Source organism: Flavobacterium sp. (genome assembly GCF_043722275.1).
Taxonomy (GTDB): domain Bacteria; phylum Bacteroidota; class Bacteroidia; order Flavobacteriales; family Flavobacteriaceae; genus Flavobacterium.
The window spans coordinates 110,133-131,277 of sequence record NZ_JAYSPC010000043.1 but is presented as its reverse complement, the minus strand read 5'-3'; the positions used below and the strand labels follow the sequence as shown (position 1 = coordinate 131,277).

Genomic DNA, 21,145 nt, shown 5'->3' with positions numbered 1-21,145 from the left:
TTAAAGCATTACAAAATATTAAATGTGTTTATTTCGTTATATTTATACCTCAAAAAAACTATTTATGTCTTTTTCCGAAAGAAGAAATACTACGCGATGGATTATCATTTCTATTTCCTTTTTAATCATTTCCCTGATTCTTTGGAATACTTATACTTTTTTTCAGATTTTCAAAAATGAAGAAAGGCTGAAAATGAACCTTTGGGCAAACGCTTCAAAAACGCTTATTAATGCCGATGAAAATACTGATTTAGATTTACCGCTTGAGATTATAAACAACAATACTTCGGTTCCTGTTATGTTAACGATGTACGATAAAGTGATTAGCTCCAAGAATATTCCTGATGAAATTATTGAAGACAAAGATAAAGCCGCAGCGTATTTAGCCAATTTAAAAAATGATAATGAACCGATTTTAATTGAATATGCACCCGGAAAGCAACAACAGGTTTATTACGGCAATTCGGCTTTGCTTAAGAAATTAAAATATTATCCCGTCGCTTTATTACTGATTATCTTTTTATTTGGCGCTTTGATTTACAATTTCTACAAAAGCACTAAAATGGCTACTCAAAATAAACTTTGGGCGGGAATGGCAAAAGAAACAGCGCATCAAATCGGGACGCCATTATCATCTTTAATTGGTTGGGTTGAAATATTAAAAACGGAGGAAATTGACCAATCTATTACATTTGAAATAGAAAAAGATATTGAGCGATTACAAACTATTACGGATCGTTTTTCTAAAATTGGATCTGTTCCTGTATTAGAAGAACATGATATTATTACTGAAACTTTAAATACTTATGAGTATCTGCAATCTCGTTTTTCTAAACAAGTTGCATTTTCGTATCACGGACCTAAGGAACCTATTTTAGTTATGATAAATCCAACATTACTTAGTTGGACTATCGAAAATTTGGTAAAAAATGCCATTGATGCCATGAAAGGAAAGGGAACTTTAGAACTGAAAATTGAACAAGATGCAAACCAAGTAAAAATCAATGTGAAAGATTCCGGAACAGGAATTTCTAAAAAGCAATATAAAACAATTTTTGAGCCTGGTTTTACGACCAAAAAACGCGGTTGGGGATTGGGACTTTCTTTAACCAAAAGAATCGTTGAAGAATATCATAGTGGAAAAATAAAGGTTTTAAATTCTGAAATTGGGAAAGGAACTACTTTTCAGATTTCGTTAAATAAAAAAGTGTAGTAAAAAATTATTTACTACACTTTATCTTTTTTTTGTCGAGGGGCTTCGACTCCGCTCAGCCTGACATATAAATTCGCTCAGCTGACATATAACTTTGCTCAGCTTGGGTTTCGACTTCGTTCAGTCTGACATTTCTCTTCGCTCAGCCTGACAAATGGTTTTACCTGATAATATTTTTTACAAATTCGCCTGAATACTTTTAGCCAAAGCTTCAAATTCTTCTTTAGAAAGTGATACTTTATTATGAAAACGCATTTCATCCATTTCGTTTAACGGAATCAAATGTACGTGTGCGTGTGGAACCTCTAAACCTACAACTGCCATTCCGACTCTTTTGCAAGGAACGGTTTTCTCTAAAGCAATTGCAATCTTTTTAGAAAATTTCATTAGCCCTAAATACAACTCATCATCCATTTCAAAAATCTTGTCGATTTCTTGTTTCGGAATACAAAGTGTGTGTCCTTTTGCATTTGGATTTACATCTAAAAAAGCCAAATAATTATCGTCTTCAGCAATTTTATATGAAGGAATTTCTCCGTTTACTATTTTGGTAAATATGCTCATTATTTATTCGTTTATTTGGTAAATCGTTTATCGACTGAACGATTAAACGTTTAAACTCTTAAAACTATTTAGTCTCTTGTAATTTCTAATATTTCGAATTTCAAAACTCCGTTTGGAACTGTGATTTCGGCAACTTCTCCAACTGACTTTCCTAGTAAACCTTTTCCGATAGGAGAAGTTACTGAGATTTTTCCGGTTTTCAGATCTGCTTCACTTTCGGCAACAAGCGTATATTTCATTTCCATTCCGTTGCCTTGGTTTTTAATTTTCACATTAGAAAGTACCAATGCTTTTGAAACATCAAGTTGTGATTCGTCAATTAATCTAGCATTAGAATATACTTCTTCCATTTTAGAAATTCTCATTTCCAGTAATCCTTGTGCTTCTTTTGCTGCATCATATTCGGCATTTTCAGATAAATCACCTTTGTCTCTTGCTTCTGCTATATCTTGGGATGCCTTTGGGCGCATTACACTTTTTAAATGCTCCAACTCATCTTTTAATTTTTTTAATCCTTCTGCTGTATAATAAGATACTTTACTCATAACTTCATCGTTTATATAAATACAAAAAATCCCATCGGAACGGGATTTTGTATTACAAATATACTATTATTTTTAATAGTACATAATTATATGTTAATCATATAAAAATCAAATCTAAATAATTTATTTTTGTTTCACTAATTCTTATTAATATAATGAAAAAATTCTGGCTTTTAATCGTATTTGTTTCTGTTTTATTCTCTTGTAGCGATAATGGGAGGAGTAATAAAAATCCTTACATACCCAGTTATTCGGTTAATCTTTCAATTGACATGAATTTACCAGCGTATTCAAACCTTAAATTTGTAAGCAATGGTATTATTGTTCCTAATTATGGTGCAAAAGGGGTTATTATATTTAATGCGGGAAGCGGCTATAATGCATTTGACGCAGCTTGTCCTAATCAAGCTTTGACTTCGTGTACTGCTATGACTATTAACGGCATTAATGCTATTTGTTCCTGCGATAAAACAGAGTATAGTTTATTTACGGGACTTGGCGGAAAAGAATATCCCTTAAAACAATATCGCGTTGAAGTAATAGGAACCATGATTCATGTTTATAACTAATATAAAAAAAGCCTGAAAGTTTAAATTTTCAGGCTTTTTTATTTTTTGGATTGTCTTAGAATTTCAAGGTTAATCCTGCTAAGAAATTAATTCCTGCCTGAGGATAATAGTACGGATAAACATCATACATATATCCGTTTGACACATATTTTTTGTCTAAAATATTATTTACTAAACCTGTTATTAATATCGATTTAAAAATTGATTTTGGTTTGATTTCGTAAGAAATATTAAAATCATTCACAAAATAATCTGCTAATTTAGCGGCTGGTAATTCAATATTATTCATGTATTGTTCGCCAACATATTTTTGCAATAATGAAATATGCAAACTCTCAATTGGGCTGTAAACAATAATATTTCCTGCAATAACTTCTGGCGAATAAGCAATCTTAGTCGTTCCGTAATTTTGACCTTCAACAGCCAAATCCACATTTTTATTACTGCTTAAAGTAAAGTTTGGTCGAAGAATAAATTTGTCCGAAAGCTTAATTGTTGCATCAACTTCAAAGCCCAAACGGTAACTTTTGTCAGTATTTGAGCGAATTGGCGAACCAACATCATCCAGCGTCCCAGTTAAAATCAACTGATCTTTATAACCCATATAATAGACATTCGAAGTCAATTGAAATTTATCTGAATTAAATCTCCAGCCTAATTCAAAATCATTTAGCTTTTCAGGCTTTACATTTCCTCCTTCATAATCGGTTCTGTTAGGTTCACGATTTGCTCTGGCATATGAAAAGTAAAGTGTATTTTTTTTATTGATTTCGTAGTTCAAACCCGCTTTTGGATTAAAGAAATTGAAGTTATCATCAACTAAACCAGTTTCGGCACTATTTGCTTTATAGGTTACATTTCGATATTGTAAATCTCCGTAAAAACTTAACTTTTCGGTGAACTGATAATTTACTTTTGCAAAAACATTTCCATCTGTTTTAGCTGAATAATCATCATAATAGTGATCTCCAAGTTCAGATTGAGATGCATATCTTGCCCAGATTACTTTTCCAAAATGATCGCCTTCGTATTTATTCCAGCCTCCGCCAAAAATAACATCCAGTTTTTCTTCTTTATATTTTACTGAAAAAGTAGTTCCGTAAAAATCATTATCCAACCATTTCTGACGCACTAAATCGGTTGTAGTTACAGCAGCAACTGGCAATAAACCGTAATCTGCCATATCAGCATCTTCTTTGTAATTTTCATAATATCCTTTTCCTTTAGTATAATGTAAAGCTAGGTTTGTACTCCATTTATCTGAAAATGATTCATTCCAGTGTAATTGATAATGATTTTGATTGTAGTTATCAGTTTCATTATCATAGAAACGTGGATTTCCCGCTTCATCAGTATAAGCTCCTGCAGAATTGTATGTACGATTAGAATTTAAGGTTTCAGCATCGATTCCGTTCCAGGATTGGTATGTTTTTTCGGTTCCGCCAAAAACTAAGGCTTTTATTAAAGTTGTTTTTCCAACATACGTTCCTTGTAAAAAATATGATTTTAAATCAGAACTTGCTCTGTCAACATATCCATCAGATTTAATTGTAGACAAACGTCCTGCAAGTTCAAAATGGTCATTTAATAAACCTGTACTAAATTTTACTGTATTTTTATTGGAATTAAAACTTCCGTAAGAGCTTGAAACTTCTCCCGAAGCTTTAGTCGCATAATTATCTGTCAACATGTTCAAACTTGCACCAAACGCACCAGAACCATTAGTTGAAGTTCCAACTCCTCGCTGCAATTGTAAACTCTCCAGAGACGAAGCAAAATCAGGCATATTTACCCAAAATGTCCCTTGGCTTTCAGCATCATTATAGGGGATTCCGTTTATAGTAACATTTACCCTTGTTGCATCGCTGCCACGAACTCTGATTCCGGTATATCCCATTCCGTTTCCTGCATCTGAAGTTGTTACAACAGATGGTAAATAATTCATAAGAATTGGAATATCCTGACCAAGATTTCTGTATTTAATATCTTTTTTATCCAAATTACTAAACGAAACCGGCGTTTTTGTAGTTACACGAACAGCCGAAACTAACACATCATCAAGTTTATTGACTTTTGTTGAATCTTGTTCTTGCGCGGAAGATAATAGAGAATAGAAGAAAGAAAATAGAAGAAAGAAAATAGGTCTGATTCTCGTCACTATAGAAGACTTAGAACCTTTGTAACTTAGTACCTCAGCACCTTTTAAGATAGTTTTCATCCGTAAAAAAATTACGAATAAAAGGGGGAATTATTCTTTTGTTAAATTAATAAATGTTTCACGACAAAATATAGTGTGCACGCTAAAATTGTCGTTTTTTCCCTTAGCAACATTACTCGCTCAGGTTCTTTGGGTATGATCTCAGCTCGTTATTTAGAGCACCCCTTTGAGACAGTGCAAATGTAGTGTTAAAAATTACAAAAGTCAATGGCAATTTCAATCAAAATGGCAATTTCAAAAAACAAACTGGAATTTATTCTTCATTGGAATTTGGAATTTATTTTTTGGAATTTTACTCTAAGTCTGGTTTCCTGCGAGATTGTTTTCTCTCAGAAATATTCTTTTTGTCTTTAATTCTTTTCCTAATTACAGATTTTGGAATCTTAGTCGCTTTTCGAACTTTAGGAACAAATAGTCCTTTTTTGATAATTTCCAGAAAACGTTTTATGACAATATCTTTATTTTTAAGCTGACTTCTGTCTTCGTCACAATTTAAAATCAGAATATTTTCGGTTGTTAAACGAGATGCAATATTAGTTAATAAAAGCAATTTTTCTTCTTCAGATAAAGCCTGAGAAGCATTTATATCAAAAGTCAGAACTACTTTTGATGATACTTTGTTAACGTTTTGTCCGCCGGCACCGCTACTTCTAACGGCTTTAAAACTTAACTCTGATATGATTTTTTCGATGTCCATTATTGTGGTTGATGTGCTGCTTTTAATAAATCATTTACTGTTTTCACGGGATTAAAAGTAATCAATGGAACCGCCACGAAAATTGTCAGCCAATTTGCCATTGCGCCATTCCATAATCCAGGTAATTCATAGCTTTTAACCGTTTTTCCGTCAACACTTTTTTCTACAATAAAACCTGCTTTTTGATCTACAAATTGTAATAAATCAAACTTTTCATTTTTATAATTTTTGATTCCGCAAACTAAATCAACGGGGTTAAAATGTGTTGCTTCTGCTAAAATCTCCTGTTGCTTTTTATTCGCCAAATCTACTTGAGAAGTTTCTACAATCTGCAACGAAACTATTCCTTTATCATTTCTTACCCAGAAAGGTCCGCCTCCGGGTTCTCCTTCATTTTTTACCATTCCGCAAACTCTAATCGGTCTGTCTAGCAAATCTTTAACCTTACTGATTTTGTTTTCAAAAGTGAATTTATTAAAATCACTATTTAATTCAATATTTAGTTTTTGCATTAAAAAACCAATTATTTCCTGAACGTTATTTTCTTTTATTTCCTGGTTTTCAATAGCTTTTAAATAACTAAAAACTTGTTGTTGAACTTCAATTAAAATTCCAGCTAAAGCTTTTTTATACAAGGCAATTTTATCAATATGATTTTGAATTACATTATCAATATTCTTTATAAAAATAATATCTGATTCAAGTTCATTTAAATTTTCAATTAAAGCGCCATGTCCTCCGGGTCTAAATATTAAATTATTCTCTTTATCCCTTATCGGAATATTTTTTACATCAACACAAATAGAATCTGTGCTTTTATTTTGGTAGGAATAACTTATATTAATTTGAGATCCTGATGATTTTTCTACTTTTTCTTTAAGTATCTTAACTTCGTTTTCGAATAAATTCTGATGATTTTCAGAAACGGTGAAATGTAAATTAGAAACTTGATTTGTTGTTGCATAATGCACACATTCATTCAAATGCTCTTCAATAGGATTTGCTATATGAGTTTTATATTGATGAAATGGTAAAACTGCTTTTGGTTTATTAGCAAAATCAAAATAATCAGAAGACAATAATATTTTTATAAAATAGTAATTCTTGTAATCCCTGTCTAAAGTTTCAAAATCGGGATAAATTTCTCTAAGCTTTTCGTCTAAAGTTTTAAAGAATGGAAACTTATCCATTGCTACAATAAAAATAGACAAATCACTGTCTTTTTTTCTATTGATGTAAGCGTTTATAGTTTCTTTTTTAATATCAAAATCATTTAAAAAAGCACTTAAAAATTTAAACATTCTGCTTGCGGCGCCAGAAGCGGGAACAAACTTTTTAAGTTTTAATTTTTCTTTTTGAAGATCAAAAAAAGCAGCTTTATGTTTAAATTCAGCTTCTGATAAACTTAGAATTCCGTTATTAATTGTAGCCGGACTTATAAGATTCGCTTTTGCGATTCCGTTTTTAAAAATTTCTAATTGTTTTAGAATTTTATCAAAAGGAATTTCGTGATCGTATATCTGAACAAAATCTGCTGATGAAAAACCATGTTGATTCGCAATTGACAAATTATCTATAATAGAGATTGCTTTTGCCAAACGACATTTTTTATCTCCGGAAAGTGTTATAAAAAGCTTGTTGGTATCAATTAAAGTTTGTTTGAAAACCGAAAACACCGTCTCTCTACCCTTCGGAGTATCTCTGATGTCGTCTTTTTCCCAAGGAACATCTATATCTGTCAGGAAAAATAAATCATATTCATGTTCTAGTGCAGCTTCGTTTAATAGCGGATCACAAAAACCATAATACATTTCAGAAAAAACCTTGGTAACCATCAAATTAGTATCGCAAAACAGGTACTTATTTGCCGAAGAAAGTTTTTCGTTCTCTAAATCAACTTGCCCGTAAGCGATAGGCAGCATATCATCGGCAACACAAAGATGCTGATTCTCTTCCCATTTTTCTTGCAAATAATCACGTGCGAATTCAGGAACCCATTGAGTTTCATAATATTCTGCAAGTTGTTTTGCCAATGTGGTTTTTCCTGTACTTTCAGGACCAAATAAAGCAATTTTTATGATATTTGTTTTTTGCTGTCTAAGATTTTTCTCCATTCTAAATAAGCTGAAATAGCCAAAATTGTAAAAATTAAATATTGAAGTGACAGCATCCCTAAGCCACGATAAGCATAGAGAGGCACAACAATAATGTCGCCAATAATCCAAAGAGTCCAGTTTTCGATTTTTTTCCTGGCCATATACCACATTCCTGCAAAAAATATTCCTGACGAAATCATATCGACATAATTGTCCGGATTGATTTTATAATCAAAATATTTATAAATTCCGAAAACTACAAAAACAGTCACAAAGAACAATATAATACCTATTATTTTTTCATTAAGATTCGTTCTTGTAATAGGTAAATTATCTTCAACCGTTCCTCCTTTTGCCCAAACCCACCAACCGTAAATACTCATAATCGAGAAGTATGCATTAATGATCATATCGCCAATATAACCTGCAACATACAAAAGATAAACTGAAATTACTGTAGCAATTAAACCAGTTGGATATACCCAGATATTTTCTTTTTTAGCAAACCAAACACTTAAAATCCCAAATACAAAAACCAAAAACTCTAAAGCAATATGCCATAAAGGAGCATTTTTGTAACTGTCTAGAAAAAAATCTATCATTTGGGTTATTTGTTTTTAGTTATTTCTATTTATGATTCAAAAAAGTGGCTGTCATTTTCAAAAGCGGTTCCTATAACTACTAAATCAGCGCCGGCATTGTAGGCTTTTTGAATTCCTAGCAAATCTACAATTCCTCCTCCAACAATTACAGGAATTTCAATATTTTGAGTAATTAACGCTATCATTTCCAGCGGAACTGCTTGTTCTGCTCCACTTCCGGCTTCTAAATAAATCAATTGATTGCCTAACATTTCTCCCGCTTGCGCAGTTGCTAAAACCAAATCAAAATTTTCTCTGTTAAGTGGCTTGGTTTTACTTACTCGGGCTACAGCGGTTTCACTGCCGCTTTCGATCAAAATATAACCTGTCGAAATAACTTCGAGATTTGTTTTTTTAAGAATTGGCGCTGCCTGAACCTGATATTCTATTAAGTAATCCGGATTTCGGCCAGACAATAACGACAAGAACAAAATAGCATCGGCCTGAGGCGAAATTTGCGACGGGTTTCCCGGAAATATCACAACGGGCAAATTTGTTTTTTGTTTTAATTTTGCAATTAAATCTTCTAGAATTGTAGACTCAACAATACTTCCTCCCACAAAAATATGTGTGGCAGGTGATTGATTTATTTTTAATAATAAATGATCTAGATTTTCCCAAACAATTTTATCCGGATCTAAAAGTATGGCCAACAGTTTTTGCCCATCTCTTTTAGCATTCAAAATTTGCTGGTGTATATTGCGTAATTTCTGTTGCATAATGGGCGTAAAAGTAAAAGTTTTTTAATGTAGAAGAACTATTTTGAATGAATTATATTTGTCTTATATCTTTTGATAAACAAGAACAAATTATGATCGCAACTGACTTACTTGAAAAATATGGTGCTTTGAAGAAGTTTTTCGACAAGAATGAAACGATTTTTGAAGAAGGAAATTTACCTGCTCATTATTACCAAATTATTTCCGGAGAAGTAAAAATGAGCAATTATAATGACGATGGCCGAGAATTTATTCAGGGTATTTTTTATAAAGATCAATCTTTTGGCGAACCTCCTTTATTTTTAAACCAAAATTATCCTGCAAATGCTATTACTGTTGATAATTCAGAAGTTCTGATTCTTTCAAAAAGCAGTTTTATGAAATTGCTGGAAGAAAATCCAAAAATCAGCATTAAAATAATTGAGAATTTAGCACAGCGTTTGTATTATAAATCGGTTATGGCGGCAGAAATGTCAACACAAGAACCGGAACATCGTGTTTTAAAACTAATTGATCACGGAATTGCTTATTTTAATTTCCAAAAAGATGAAAACGGCTATCTCATCAATTTTACGAGACAGCAAATAGGAGATTTAACCGGTTTACGGGTAGAAACCGTTATTAGAACAATTAAGGCTTTAGAAAAAAAAGGCTTTTTGAAGATTATAAACAGAAAAGTATACCGATAAAATAGTTCTTGTTTTATGATTTTAATCATAAATCGCAGCTGTAAAGTGCTTGTACCTTTGTTATTCTAAAAACAAATATTATGACACTTTATCAAACAACATTCGAAAATTTTAATAAAAATTATATTGGTTCCGCAACAATGGCTGTAATTGGCCAAAGCTGTTTAGGTGCTGCAGCAGCAATGTATATTCTGTCTCACGGAACTTCTGTTGGGCAAATGTTACAACTGGCTGTTATTGTTATGGCTTGTATTCTTGCGAACACTTCAATCCTTGCTCAAATGAAACACAAAGTGGTTTTTAACTTCATTCTTACCAGTATTTTATTGAGTATTTTATTCATAATCGTGAACAATTTTATATTATGAGAAAACAAATAGAAAACAGAGCTGACATTTCTTTTTTAGTACATCAGTTCTATGCTAAAATAAGAGTCGATGAAGAAATTGGCTTTTATTTTAATACAATGATTAAAAATTGGGACACACACTTAGAAAAGCTAACCGATTTTTGGGAAACCAATTTGTTTGCGGTAAAAAAATACAAAGGAAATCCTCATGCGGTACATAATGAAGTTGATGCACATTTTGAAAGCAATATAACAGCAGAGGTTTTTGGAATCTGGCTGAATCATTGGTTTCAAACTATAGACGAACATTTTGAAGGCGAAAACGCCGATACGCTAAAACGTCGTGCAAGAAAAATGAGTACTTTTTTGTTTATGAGTATGTTTGAACATCGTAAGAAATTGGCTGGAAGTTTAAATATTTAACCGCATTTTATGTCTTTGGAGGAAGGAAGCAATCACATTTGCTAAATCCACCTCATTTCATTCTGCTCATTTTTGTCCTCCTGAGCGAAGTCGAAGGATCGGTGGTTGCTCACATTGCGGGACTTCGACTTCGCTCAGTCTGACAAACTAGCTCGTTTTTATCATTGGAACAAAGCAATTTCATTTGTTAATCAATTGTTAGTGTGATTGCTTCGTTCCTCGCAAGGACAAGATCGTGGTTTGGAATTTGGAATTTGAAAATAGTGGAATTTCATTTAAAAATTTACTTTTCAAAAGCATAAACCAAAGTAAAACTTCCATCAAAATTACCCGATTTCATTTCCTTATAATGAACATCGAAATCTTTTACCAAATCATCAAAATGAAGACTTGCTTCGGTTTGGTTTTCGTTTAACGAAAAAGCATCGACTTTAATATGATCTTTAAAACTGATTCCTTTTTCGTTTCTGATTTTAAAGATGGCTTCTTTTGCGCCCCAGATTATAGTAAGTTCACGCACATAATCATTCGTGTTTTCCGGGGATAGATATTTATTTTCGTAATCGACAAATTTATCAGCGATTCTGAGGATTTTTTCTCGTTGCAATTCCATGTCGATACCAACAGTTTCGTGGCTTATTATAATAGCTGCAAAATGATGCGAGTGTGTTATCGAAATAAAATTATGGCAATCAAAATACGGTTTTCCAAACTCGTCATAATGCAAATCATTATCTGTAAAACCCATTTCCTGAATCAGCATACGAACGCTTAAAAAAGCACGTTGATGCATTTGGGATTTCATTCCGTTTAGTCTTTGCTGCGTTTTTTCTTTTAAAACTACTTTAGACAATAACTCTTCGAAGGACTCGGTTATTTCCCAAATTAAGATTTTGGTAGTTTCGTTGCATTGTATGGTTTGAAATAAAGGCATTACTTTTTAATTTATGGATGATTAATGATGTTAAATCAAAGAATATTATACTCTAATTTAAACCATATGCGTGATATAAATTCATATTTCTTTAGTTTTTTTAATTATAATTAATCATGCAAAAAACATTTTACATTTTTTCTGTAATCAAATTTTCTAAACTTTATATTTATAACATTTCAGCTAATTTTAAAATTATCCAGGCAAGTGGAATAAAAATAAATTGCCCTAAAATAGTTCCCAAAATACGCGCAATTATGACAAAAGTGAGATGTCTCCTAAAAAATGATTCGGTTACAGAACCATCTATCACTTTGTCTGTTAAAGTTGCATGATAAGGTTCAATAAATAACATCATGCCTATAGAACCCAAACTAACTGCAACACCACTCATTGCCAATGATGTGGTTCTTAAATTTGGATTTAAATAACCCGCATATAAGCATGACAAAACACTTACCGTAATGAAAGCGTAGACCACAACATTGAGCATTACCAATTCTATATATATGTCTTTAAATCTATTTAATCGTTCAAAATTAGATTTCTTTGGTATTGTAAAGCTATTTTTAAAATGAATAATTGTGGATAAACTAAAAGATTTTATAAGTACTACAAAAACTGAGCGATTATTATATAACGCATTTACTCCTTTTTCCATAAATCTGTGAATTGTTGGAATAAATATCCCCCCCAAAATACTTCCAATTGTGGCAGAAAAAATAATATATCTAAAGATTAAAATATCTGGTGAATTTCCAAGATTGATATTATTTTCGACCGTTTTTGTTAACAAAGGAGCTTGTATTGTATTTGAAAACTGAGATATGATAATTATTATATTAAAAATAGAAGCAGAAGATGCAATTCTTTTAGTCCTTGTTCCCACAATCTTAGCCGATAAACTAATAATTCCTATAAAATGAATTATCAAAGTAAGTATGCAAACTATTAAAATATTGGCCGTCATATTATATTATTGTACTTATTAATTTATTAAAAGAAGCTTACTATTTCTTTTTAAAATAAAATATTAAAAAAGCATACAGTTTGGGAAATCTCGATTTTACACGAAATTTAGTTAAATTTACCATTGTATACCTATATATGAATATATATTGCAAAAATGAAGATTTATATTTCCCTTTTATTTGGTTTTTAAAATCGGTTATTACAGTAGAATATATTTCTTCTAAATGAGAAACTGCCAAAATAAAATTAGATTCCTTAATAATATATTCAGAAACTTTAATTGTGTCACCAGAATTATATTTATTAATCTCTGCAATCAAATTATTTTTTGTCGGGATATTTTTCATAAGTTTCATTCCAAAATTAAAATCTCTAAAATGTTTCATATTAGAAGTAGTAACCATACCTCCTAATCCTCTAAAATCACAAACAATTACAGCTGCTCCTGTTGCCATAGCTTCTATTGCTGCTTTGGCTTTTGCAAATACCAAATCATATTTATGAAGTATTTTTTCAGGTTGCAGACAAATATTACCACTTGAATAGCCTATTATTTCAACTTCAACTCCCAGCTCCTTACAAGCCTCTTTTATTTGTGGATAAACGTTATTCTCATTCAGATAATTAGAAAAAACCAACGCTTTTTTTAATTGCTTATTAATTTGTTTTTTCAAACTAAATCGATCAGTATTCACCCAATTATAAACAATTTCTATATCTTCTTCCTTAAAATTATTTTCTAAAAAATATCGTTCCTTGCAATTATAATCAACAGCCACGTATTTGAGAATATTCTTATGTTTTAATGGATGATCAAAAACAGAGGTTCTATCATGAATAAAAAAAACTACAGGAGTAAATTTGAAAAAGTTAATTACTTTAAGTGTATTAATATTGTGATGTGCGTGAATAATATCAGGAATTAGCTTTAATTGTTTTAAATTAGAAGTAACGTTAATTCCTTTTTCAATCAACTCTTGCGATAAATCCCCCATTATCAATGCGAAAATTTCTACTAAATTCCCTCTATTGATAAGTTCTATTGCTAATTCTTTTACATATGTTTCTGTTCCAGTGTATTCTGAAATAGTAATGTTTGTGATTAATATATTCATTTATACTATATTTTATTAATACCGAGACACAATTCAGCGATAGGTTTAATATGTTTTTCAAAAGTTATTATAGTAGAATATGAACCTTCTTTCACTCTTTTTTCTCCAAACTGCTCATAGTAAGGTTTTGAAGTATTCCAATTTGAAAGTTGTTTAAGATCTGTTACTTTTCCAAAAGATTCCCACAAGAAGACTTCTTTCCCATATTTGTTAACAGCCGCTTCAACTTCATATTTCAACTCCGGATAATTCATTGCTGCGTCCATTTTCGCACAAAACTCGTCATCAGAAAGTTTCAAGGACAATCCTCCAATATTATTATCAGTTGAAATGTTATTTGGTGCAGAATCTAATACAAAATCATAATTTAAAATTGCTCTTGAACTATCATCAGAAGATATTGCAGAAAGAATTCCATTGATCAAATATCTACAAATGTCGTGAGTCGGATTAAATCCCTCTAAAGCATCCCCCACAATTACATCATAATTATTTGTAATAATGATCTCCTTCAGACTTTTCATATATGACGAGATTTCAGATAAATCTTGTTCCAAAACTATATTATATAATTCTTTATCTGTAAATACTTTTATAGAATCTTGAAAATTTGCACCTATTGAATCCAGTAATTTTATAGATTGGTGAATTCTTGAAGCATTACCTGAACCAGAGCCATCAGTTAAAATAAATACATCTGGTTTGTATTTTTTTATATATGTATATGCTCTAAGTTCATGCCCGGGATGACCAATTATTAATGCTGTCTTTGTTTTCATTTTTTTTACAAATTGTTAAATCGATGCTTTAATTTATTAGCACAAGATAATAATTATTATATTACTCTGAAGTTTTTTCACAAAACAGCAGGGTAATTTCTTGTTATTAAAATAATTTTACGCTAAAATCTAAATCATCAAAAATGTGTAATACTATCCCGAAACGAATGACTTCAATAAACAAAAATAGATTACAAAAATTCTAATTTATAAAGTTATAGAATTAAAAAGGATTGCATCAAAAAGAAGAATTAATATATAAAAATCATATTTAACTAATACTCTATAAATTAAGAAATTAAACATTTCACAAATCTTACAGAAGATAGTAAAGATTATAAAGTTATTACGTAAATTTGCAAAAATTTTACAATTACAAATATACTATAAATGAGTACTACAACTACGCCTTTTGTGGCTTTCAAAGTAAAAGACATTTCTCTAGCGGCTTGGGGAAGAAAAGAAATTGAACTGGCTGAAGCTGAAATGCCAGGTTTAATGGCGCTTCGTGCTGAATATAAAGACGAACAACCTCTTGTAGGTGCTCGTATCGCTGGATGTTTGCACATGACGATTCAAACTGCTGTTTTAATCGAAACTTTAATTGCTCTTGGGGCTGAGGTTACTTGGTCTTCTTGTAACATTTTCTCTACTCAGGATCAGGCTGCTGCTGCTATTGCTGCTGCAGGAATTCAGGTTTATGCCTGGAAAGGTCTTGACGAAGAGTCTTTTGACTGGTGTATCGAGCAAACTTTATTCTTTGGTGAAGACAGAAAACCATTGAACATGATTCTTGATGACGGTGGAGATTTAACAAATATGGTTATTGACCGTTTCCCGGAATTGGTTCCTGGAATCAAAGGATTGTCTGAAGAAACTACAACTGGAGTTCACAGACTTTACGAAAGAGTAAAAGCCGGAACTTTACCAATGCCTGCAATCAACATTAACGACTCTGTTACTAAATCTAAATTTGATAACAAATACGGTTGTAAAGAATCTGCTGTAGATGCTGTACGTCGTGCAACTGACTTAATGTTAGCTGGTAAAAGAGTAATCGTTTGTGGATACGGTGATGTTGGAAAAGGAACTGCTGCTTCTTTCAGAGGTGCAGGATCTATTGTAACAGTTACTGAAATTGACCCAATTTGTGCTTTACAAGCTGCAATGGACGGTTATGAGGTTAAAAAATTAAATACTGTTGTTGCTAATGCTGATATCATCATTACAACTACTGGAAATAAAGATATCGTTCTTGGAAGTCATTTCGAGCAAATGAAAGACAAAACTGTTGTTTGTAACATTGGTCACTTTGATAACGAAATTGATATGGCTTGGTTGAACAAAAACCACGGTGCATCAAAAATCGAAATCAAACCTCAAGTTGACAAATATACTATCGCTGGAAAAGACATCATCATTCTTGCTGAAGGTCGTTTGGTAAACCTTGGTTGTGCTACAGGTCACCCAAGTTTTGTAATGAGTAACTCATTTACAAACCAAACTCTTGCTCAAATCGAATTATGGAAAAACAGCGCTGCTTACAACAATGACGTTTATATGTTACCAAAACATTTAGATGAAAAAGTTGCTGCTTTGCACCTTGCTAAATTAGGAGTTGAATTGGAAACTTTACGTGACGATCAGGCTGCTTATATTGGGGTTCCGGTTGAAGGCCCTTTCAAACCAGAGTACTACAGATACTAAATAATTTTAGATTGAAGATTTCTAATTGAAGATTTCTAATTGAAGATTTCTTTAATTATCTACAACAAACCCGACAGGTTTTAAAAATCTGTCGGGTTTTGTTTTTAAAGAAACTAAGAAATACTAAATTTATTCATATACAAATATTCGCTCTACAAAATTTGCATCTGGTTTTTTTGAACCTAATCTTCCCTCAAAAAACATTTCGGTCCAGTTGTTTTGGTTATCACTTTTAAGATATTCCGTCTTTGTATCTACCTCAATTTTACCATTTCCGCCAAATTGTGAATCCTGACTTGACTGCTCAATTATTCTATTATCCAGATTGTATTTCCTGAAAATTATTAATTCATCCACATAGCCTGAATCTCCTTTGTTATTTTTTAAATGTTGTTCTATAAGGTTTCCCCTTTCATCATATACTAAATCATCCTCAGATTCTGTTACTTGAGTTTCTCCTCCTTGATAATCATAAGAAAAATTTGTTTTTATAATGTGATTTTTATTATATTCATATTTTACTAAGCTCCTTAAAGTATCGTTATCCGAATAATTTTTCTCTTCTAATAATTTATTTCCGGGTCCATAACTATAAATCGTTCTTCCTCTAGCTTTTCCTTCATCATCATACTCTATTGATTCTATCTTTTGTTTTAAACTATTGTACTTGTTCTCCGGATAATCAGACTTTTTAGGAAAAATTTTATCTTCAACAAATTCACCATTCAAGTTTTTCCTGAAAGTTGTATAGTTTTGCATTTTACCTTTTACATACTTGCCATTCTTTTTTGATGCATAGTAAAAGTTCTCTGTGTATTCTTTTATGTTTCCAAATAATTTCTCGTCCCAATTTGCAGATACCTGCGGTGCGTTATAATCTTCTAAAGTAAGTTTTTTAGGCGCTGGTTTTTCTTGCTCAGGAATCATTTCAAAAGTTCTGTCTATACCATAAATCGGTTCATAAAGAGTAAAACTATTTTTAATGGGCGCGACGGTTTGAATAAAGATATATTTCCTTTTTTCATTTATTATGTTCTCAATAGTAAATGTTTTTTTATATTCTTCAAAAGTCATTGCCGGGTTAGCCTTGAAAACATCAAAAACAAGTTTACTTATATTTCCTCTTACATCACTCATACCAGCCCTTTCGCCATTTATTTTTTTATTTTTCTTTTTTAATTGTTCCATTTCCCGGTTGCTGTAAGTCACTAATACATTGCCGGTCTCATCATAATTTACCAGCTGAATTTTATGTTTCTTATTACTACTCAAATCAACTGCCTCTATCAAAATCACATTGTTTATAACATCAACTAAATTATATTCAATGTTATTAAGTTTAAACGTTTTTCCTATATCTTTTTGAGAAAGCTTTACCTGAGCATAATCAGTAATGATTTGAATATTATAAACAACACTTCCTTTGATTTCAGAAAGTTCATTATTGTTTTTAAAATCTACTACATTATTTATTTGATCTTGCTTATGCAACGTTGTATAATTATAATTGGTATTTTTTCCATTACTATATTTATACGAAAACTCACTTCCAAAAGAAGTCGCTCCAATATTTTTAATTTCGATCAATTCCTTCTTTAAATTAAACAACTTGCTCGTTACAAGATGAAAATTTACAATAGAAACCTCATCATCTTGTTTATAATAGGAAGGAAAGCGAGAATCAAACAACAAATTATATCCATATTCAGATTTCTCCAATTTTAAAACTCCTCTGGAAATAAGCGTATCTACCGAAGAATTAATCACTTCCTTAGATTGAATTATTTTCTTTTGAATTTCATCAATTTCTTTATTTACTTTTTTAAAAGGAAAATCAGGCGCTTTATAGATTTCTTTACTTGCATTATAAGTAATTTGATAAATCAGTTCTTTTTCCTTTTCACCAAGTTCTTTTTGTTGAGAAAATATAGAAAGACTAAAGCTCATCAAAATCAATACAATTTTATTCATGCGTTTTTTTTTGAAAAATACATTTTTTTTGTATCAAACCCAATCTTATAAATCCATTTTTTTTAACAAATTGATAAAATATAATCTGTTGATTTTTTATTTTAAATCGAATTTAAATATAAATTATAAGGGCGTGCCACCATTTAAAAAAAGTCCAGATATCCTTTGCGCTCATTGGCCTTTTCTTAAATACTGTCGGGCTATACGCGTTACTTTGGTAACTTGCTGCTATCCCTCACGCAAATTTGCGTTCCTAAACCCGACGGGGTTTACATTTAAATAAACTCTAGAAAGTATTGAATCAAAATTTGGATATTCTTTTTTCAAAAGCTTATTCTTATATTTACTGTAAATACTTTTTCATGAAACAATTTATTTCGTTCTGTCTATTTTTATTTTTAAACTGTGCTCTATTTGCACAAAACAAAGATACCTGGATTTCATTTTGGGATAAAGACACAACTCATATTGGATTTAAAGATCAAACTGGCAAAATCAAAATTGAACCCAAATATATGGGACTTACTTTTGCTAATAAATTTGATGATATAATTGTCGTTTCAGAAGAAAATAAAGAAAGCTGGAAAAGTTATTACTTAACTAAATCCGGCAAAATTATTGGTCGTGACAGTTTGTACATTTATGATAATGGTGCCGATTGCGGAAATGAAGGTTTTATCAGGTTTAAAGATTATAAAACAGATAAAATGGGTTTGTTTAACGGTCAGGGAAATATTGTAATTCCAGCCGAATATAGTGATTTAACCAGAGTTAGAAACGGAATATTAATCGCGCTAAAAGGCGCAACAAAAGCAATGGATTCTGGTGGCGACGGCCATTTTAGCTGGGTTGGCGGTAAAGAATATCTTATCGATATCAATAATAAAGTCCTGGTTGAAAACTTTGGTTATAGTGACGAACTTAATTTTTATTCTCTGCAAAAATCAAAAGAACCAAACAAAGACGAAATAAGAGAAAATTTTCTTGCTGTTGACGGTCAATATTATTCCTTCATCAATTTTGATAAAGAATTTAAATCATGGCTAAAAAACAATTTTCTGACTGATTTATCTAAAGAGAATTTACTTAAAAACTCATACGGCAAAATTACTTATTGGAAAGAAAAAGAAGCTAACGGTTGGATCAGTAAACCAAAAGCCAGCTTTATAGAACAAAATTACAAACTCATAAAAGCAAAACTGCTTGAGCTTAAATCGGCAGATTGTGATTATAATATTTTCTCTGAAAGCTTAAATAAATTTATTTATGACGCAGCTGAATATGATCAATATTTTGACAATTGCCGTCAGCCGAAAGACTGGATTAATCCTGTGAAAAATATTGTTATTTCTCCAAAAAACAAAACTGATCACGGGCAAGATCATTTTGAATTTTTACGAACTGAAAAAGGATATAAATTAATAAGTGTTTCGTTGGACAAAAAAGAATTAAAATAATTTCTGGATTGTGGAATTTTAAACCGTTCCAAAATTAGTCATGAAAAAAGAAAATTTTAAAATTAATCTGGAAAAAGCCCTTGATGGACTTATAGATTTCACGCAGGAAATGGTGACAAATAAATTACCAAACAATTATCAGTTTATAATTAAAACGAACTGTTCATATGATGGAAATGAATTAGAAAATGATGAAGAAGTTTTTCCTGATGACAAAATCGATGATACAAGTTCGATAAATCCTGCCACAAAGTCTACTGTAATTGATTATTTATGGCGCAATGACAAAGTCCCTAAATGGATTAATGTTCAGGTTGAAAGCTGTGATGATAAATTTAGCTATATAAAACTGGAATGTTCCGGAAGATTCTCGTCATCCCCAAATCATAAAGATGGTCCATTCAGGAGTTTAGGTCCTAATTTACCTTATCATTATTATGATCCAATTTCTGAAAAGCTTATTAAGAAAATTGATCTGAATGAAATCAAGAATCGTAATATATAAGAAACCTACTAATCTATCTGTTCAATCAATACAAAGGTTAACTTTGTGAAAAATGTGATATGAAGAATTTTATATTTTTAGGCATTGCTATACTATTTGAAATCATAGCTACTTCGGCATTAAAAAAATCGGAACAATTCACACAGCTTATTCCAAGCATTATAACAATTATAGGATATTTTGCCGCATTTTACTTTTTAAGTTTTGCGATCAGAACTATTCCTGTTGGGATTGCTTACGCGATTTGGTCAGGAGTCGGCATTGTTTTGATTACAATTATTGGCGCAGTATTTTTTAAACAAATACCAGATTTACCAGCAATTATTGGCTTGGCTTTAATTATGGCTGGCGTTATAGTTATCAATGTTTTTTCTAAAACTACGGCTCATTAATTTTAATTAGATACAAAATGAATTTCAGAAAAGCTACAATTTCAGATTTACACGAAATGCAGGAAATGTATATTGAAACCATAAAATGGACTTGCAAAAGCGATTATAATCCTATGCAAATTAACGCATGGATTTCGAGTCTTGATGATACAGAACGCTGGCTGAAACTTATTCATAGCCAATTTGTTTTATTGGCTATAAATGATAATAAAATAGTTGGCTACGGAACTTTAAAAGACGGTAATTATATTGATTTCTTTTGTGTGCACAAAGATTTTCAACGTCAAAAAATTGCTGATAATATCTTCAATCAATTAGAAGCTGAAGCTATAAAAGAGCATTCTAAAACAATTACTGCAGATGTAAGTATAACGGCAAAACCATTTTTTGATAAAAAAGGATTTGCCGTAAAAGCCGAACAAAAAAACATAAGATTAGGAGTTGAACTCATCAACTTTAAAATGGAAAAAGAATTATAAAAAAGGTTTCAAGTTATTACAGAGCTTGAAACAAAAAAACAAAAAAAAACTTCCGCAAGTTTCGGATTTTATGACTGCTAAACCCTGTCGATATTTGCATTATAAAATTGA

General features: G+C 31.2%; 22 protein-coding genes. 10 read left to right on the top strand and 12 right to left on the bottom strand.

Going from position 1 to position 21,145, the window contains the following annotated elements:
* Window positions 1-64 precede the first annotated feature (64 nt).
* Window positions 65-1,213, top strand: coding sequence for a sensor histidine kinase (locus tag ACHZDT_RS05950; protein WP_394773719.1), 1,149 nt, complete (start codon window positions 65-67; stop codon window positions 1,211-1,213).
* Window positions 1,214-1,390: 177 nt separating this feature from the next.
* Here ACHZDT_RS05950 and ACHZDT_RS05945 read toward each other — a convergent pair whose 3' ends face one another.
* Both ACHZDT_RS05945 and greA read right to left on the bottom strand, forming a co-directional pair.
* Entirely contained in the window at window positions 1,391-1,780 is a 390-nt protein-coding gene (locus tag ACHZDT_RS05945; protein WP_394773759.1) for an HIT family protein, read from the bottom strand.
* 65 nt (window positions 1,781-1,845) lie between these two features.
* Window positions 1,846-2,322 (bottom strand): transcription elongation factor GreA, encoded by a 477-nt coding sequence (greA, locus tag ACHZDT_RS05940; RefSeq protein WP_394773718.1) that lies wholly within the window; start codon window positions 2,320-2,322, stop codon window positions 1,846-1,848.
* Between the two features lie 155 nt (window positions 2,323-2,477).
* On the opposite strand from greA, the gene ACHZDT_RS05935 reads away from it, so the two are divergent.
* On the top strand, window positions 2,478-2,891 hold the full coding sequence (locus ACHZDT_RS05935) for a Rieske (2Fe-2S) protein (RefSeq protein WP_394773717.1): 414 nt from the start codon (window positions 2,478-2,480) through the stop codon (window positions 2,889-2,891).
* A 55-nt stretch (window positions 2,892-2,946) separates the two neighbouring features.
* Here ACHZDT_RS05935 and ACHZDT_RS05930 read toward each other — a convergent pair whose 3' ends face one another.
* The 5 genes from ACHZDT_RS05930 to ACHZDT_RS05910 all read right to left on the bottom strand — a co-directional run bounded on the left by ACHZDT_RS05930 (window position 2,947) and on the right by ACHZDT_RS05910 (window position 9,262).
* Window positions 2,947-5,109 carry a TonB-dependent receptor gene (locus ACHZDT_RS05930; protein WP_394773716.1) on the bottom strand — a complete coding sequence of 721 codons (2,163 nt, stop codon included), beginning with the start codon at window positions 5,107-5,109 and terminating at the stop codon, window positions 2,947-2,949.
* A gap of 292 nt (window positions 5,110-5,401) precedes the next feature.
* Entirely contained in the window at window positions 5,402-5,806 is a 405-nt protein-coding gene (gene arfB / locus ACHZDT_RS05925; protein ID WP_394773715.1) for an alternative ribosome rescue aminoacyl-tRNA hydrolase ArfB, read from the bottom strand.
* Window positions 5,806-7,920: a DUF4301 family protein gene (locus ACHZDT_RS05920; protein WP_394773714.1), complete on the bottom strand. Its 2,115-nt coding sequence runs from the start codon at window positions 7,918-7,920 to the stop codon at window positions 5,806-5,808. Before ACHZDT_RS05920 ends, arfB begins: the two co-directional genes overlap by 1 nt.
* The gene (gene pnuC, locus ACHZDT_RS05915) at window positions 7,881-8,504 is read right to left on the bottom strand and encodes a nicotinamide riboside transporter PnuC (protein ID WP_394773713.1); all 624 of its coding nucleotides are present in this window, start codon (window positions 8,502-8,504) and stop codon (window positions 7,881-7,883) included. The genes ACHZDT_RS05920 and pnuC overlap by 40 nt, the downstream gene beginning before the upstream one ends.
* Window positions 8,505-8,533: 29 nt before the next feature.
* Window positions 8,534-9,262 (bottom strand): geranylgeranylglyceryl/heptaprenylglyceryl phosphate synthase, encoded by a 729-nt coding sequence (locus ACHZDT_RS05910; protein ID WP_394773712.1) that lies wholly within the window; start codon window positions 9,260-9,262, stop codon window positions 8,534-8,536.
* A gap of 92 nt (window positions 9,263-9,354) precedes the next feature.
* Between ACHZDT_RS05910 and ACHZDT_RS05905 the strand changes: the two genes are divergently transcribed.
* From ACHZDT_RS05905 to ACHZDT_RS05895, 3 genes are all read left to right on the top strand, one after another.
* Window positions 9,355-9,951 carry a Crp/Fnr family transcriptional regulator gene (locus ACHZDT_RS05905; RefSeq protein WP_394773711.1) on the top strand — a complete coding sequence of 199 codons (597 nt, stop codon included), beginning with the start codon at window positions 9,355-9,357 and terminating at the stop codon, window positions 9,949-9,951.
* 80 nt (window positions 9,952-10,031) lie between these two features.
* Complete coding sequence (locus ACHZDT_RS05900; protein WP_394773710.1) at window positions 10,032-10,319, top strand: hypothetical protein; 288 nt, start codon at window positions 10,032-10,034, stop codon at window positions 10,317-10,319.
* The gene (locus ACHZDT_RS05895; RefSeq protein WP_394773709.1) at window positions 10,316-10,723 is read left to right on the top strand and encodes a group III truncated hemoglobin; all 408 of its coding nucleotides are present in this window, start codon (window positions 10,316-10,318) and stop codon (window positions 10,721-10,723) included. The genes ACHZDT_RS05900 and ACHZDT_RS05895 overlap by 4 nt, the downstream gene beginning before the upstream one ends.
* 283 nt (window positions 10,724-11,006) lie before the next feature.
* Here the strand turns inward: ACHZDT_RS05895 and ACHZDT_RS05890 are convergent, their stop codons facing one another.
* The 4 genes from ACHZDT_RS05890 to ACHZDT_RS05875 all read right to left on the bottom strand — a co-directional run bounded on the left by ACHZDT_RS05890 (window position 11,007) and on the right by ACHZDT_RS05875 (window position 14,523).
* Window positions 11,007-11,657: a 4'-phosphopantetheinyl transferase family protein gene (locus ACHZDT_RS05890; protein ID WP_394773708.1), complete on the bottom strand. Its 651-nt coding sequence runs from the start codon at window positions 11,655-11,657 to the stop codon at window positions 11,007-11,009.
* A gap of 169 nt (window positions 11,658-11,826) precedes the next feature.
* Window positions 11,827-12,627 (bottom strand): lipid II flippase family protein, encoded by an 801-nt coding sequence (locus ACHZDT_RS05885; protein ID WP_394773707.1) that lies wholly within the window; start codon window positions 12,625-12,627, stop codon window positions 11,827-11,829.
* Window positions 12,628-12,667: 40 nt separating this feature from the next.
* On the bottom strand, window positions 12,668-13,744 hold the full coding sequence (locus ACHZDT_RS05880) for a hypothetical protein (protein WP_394773706.1): 1,077 nt from the start codon (window positions 13,742-13,744) through the stop codon (window positions 12,668-12,670).
* A 5-nt stretch (window positions 13,745-13,749) separates the two neighbouring features.
* A complete protein-coding gene (locus ACHZDT_RS05875; RefSeq protein WP_394773705.1) occupies window positions 13,750-14,523 on the bottom strand; it encodes a hypothetical protein in 774 nt (257 codons plus the stop codon).
* 390 nt (window positions 14,524-14,913) lie between these two features.
* Here ACHZDT_RS05875 and ahcY point away from each other — a divergent pair, with 390 nt between their 5' ends.
* Window positions 14,914-16,230 (top strand): adenosylhomocysteinase, encoded by a 1,317-nt coding sequence (gene ahcY, locus ACHZDT_RS05870; RefSeq protein WP_394773704.1) that lies wholly within the window; start codon window positions 14,914-14,916, stop codon window positions 16,228-16,230.
* A 129-nt stretch (window positions 16,231-16,359) separates the two neighbouring features.
* Here the strand turns inward: ahcY and ACHZDT_RS05865 are convergent, their stop codons facing one another.
* Window positions 16,360-18,201 carry a hypothetical protein gene (locus ACHZDT_RS05865; RefSeq protein ID WP_394773703.1) on the bottom strand — a complete coding sequence of 614 codons (1,842 nt, stop codon included), beginning with the start codon at window positions 18,199-18,201 and terminating at the stop codon, window positions 16,360-16,362.
* Between the two features lie 362 nt (window positions 18,202-18,563).
* Here ACHZDT_RS05865 and ACHZDT_RS05860 point away from each other — a divergent pair, with 362 nt between their 5' ends.
* The 4 genes from ACHZDT_RS05860 to ACHZDT_RS05845 are packed head-to-tail and all read left to right on the top strand — an operon-like array spanning window position 18,564 to window position 21,034.
* Entirely contained in the window at window positions 18,564-19,658 is a 1,095-nt protein-coding gene (locus tag ACHZDT_RS05860; RefSeq protein WP_394773702.1) for a hypothetical protein, read from the top strand.
* A gap of 40 nt (window positions 19,659-19,698) precedes the next feature.
* The gene (locus ACHZDT_RS05855; protein ID WP_394773701.1) at window positions 19,699-20,163 is read left to right on the top strand and encodes a hypothetical protein; all 465 of its coding nucleotides are present in this window, start codon (window positions 19,699-19,701) and stop codon (window positions 20,161-20,163) included.
* Between the two features lie 59 nt (window positions 20,164-20,222).
* Window positions 20,223-20,555: a DMT family transporter gene (locus tag ACHZDT_RS05850; protein ID WP_394773700.1), complete on the top strand. Its 333-nt coding sequence runs from the start codon at window positions 20,223-20,225 to the stop codon at window positions 20,553-20,555.
* A gap of 17 nt (window positions 20,556-20,572) precedes the next feature.
* Complete coding sequence (locus ACHZDT_RS05845; protein ID WP_394773699.1) at window positions 20,573-21,034, top strand: GNAT family N-acetyltransferase; 462 nt, start codon at window positions 20,573-20,575, stop codon at window positions 21,032-21,034.
* Window positions 21,035-21,145: the final 111 nt, after the last annotated feature.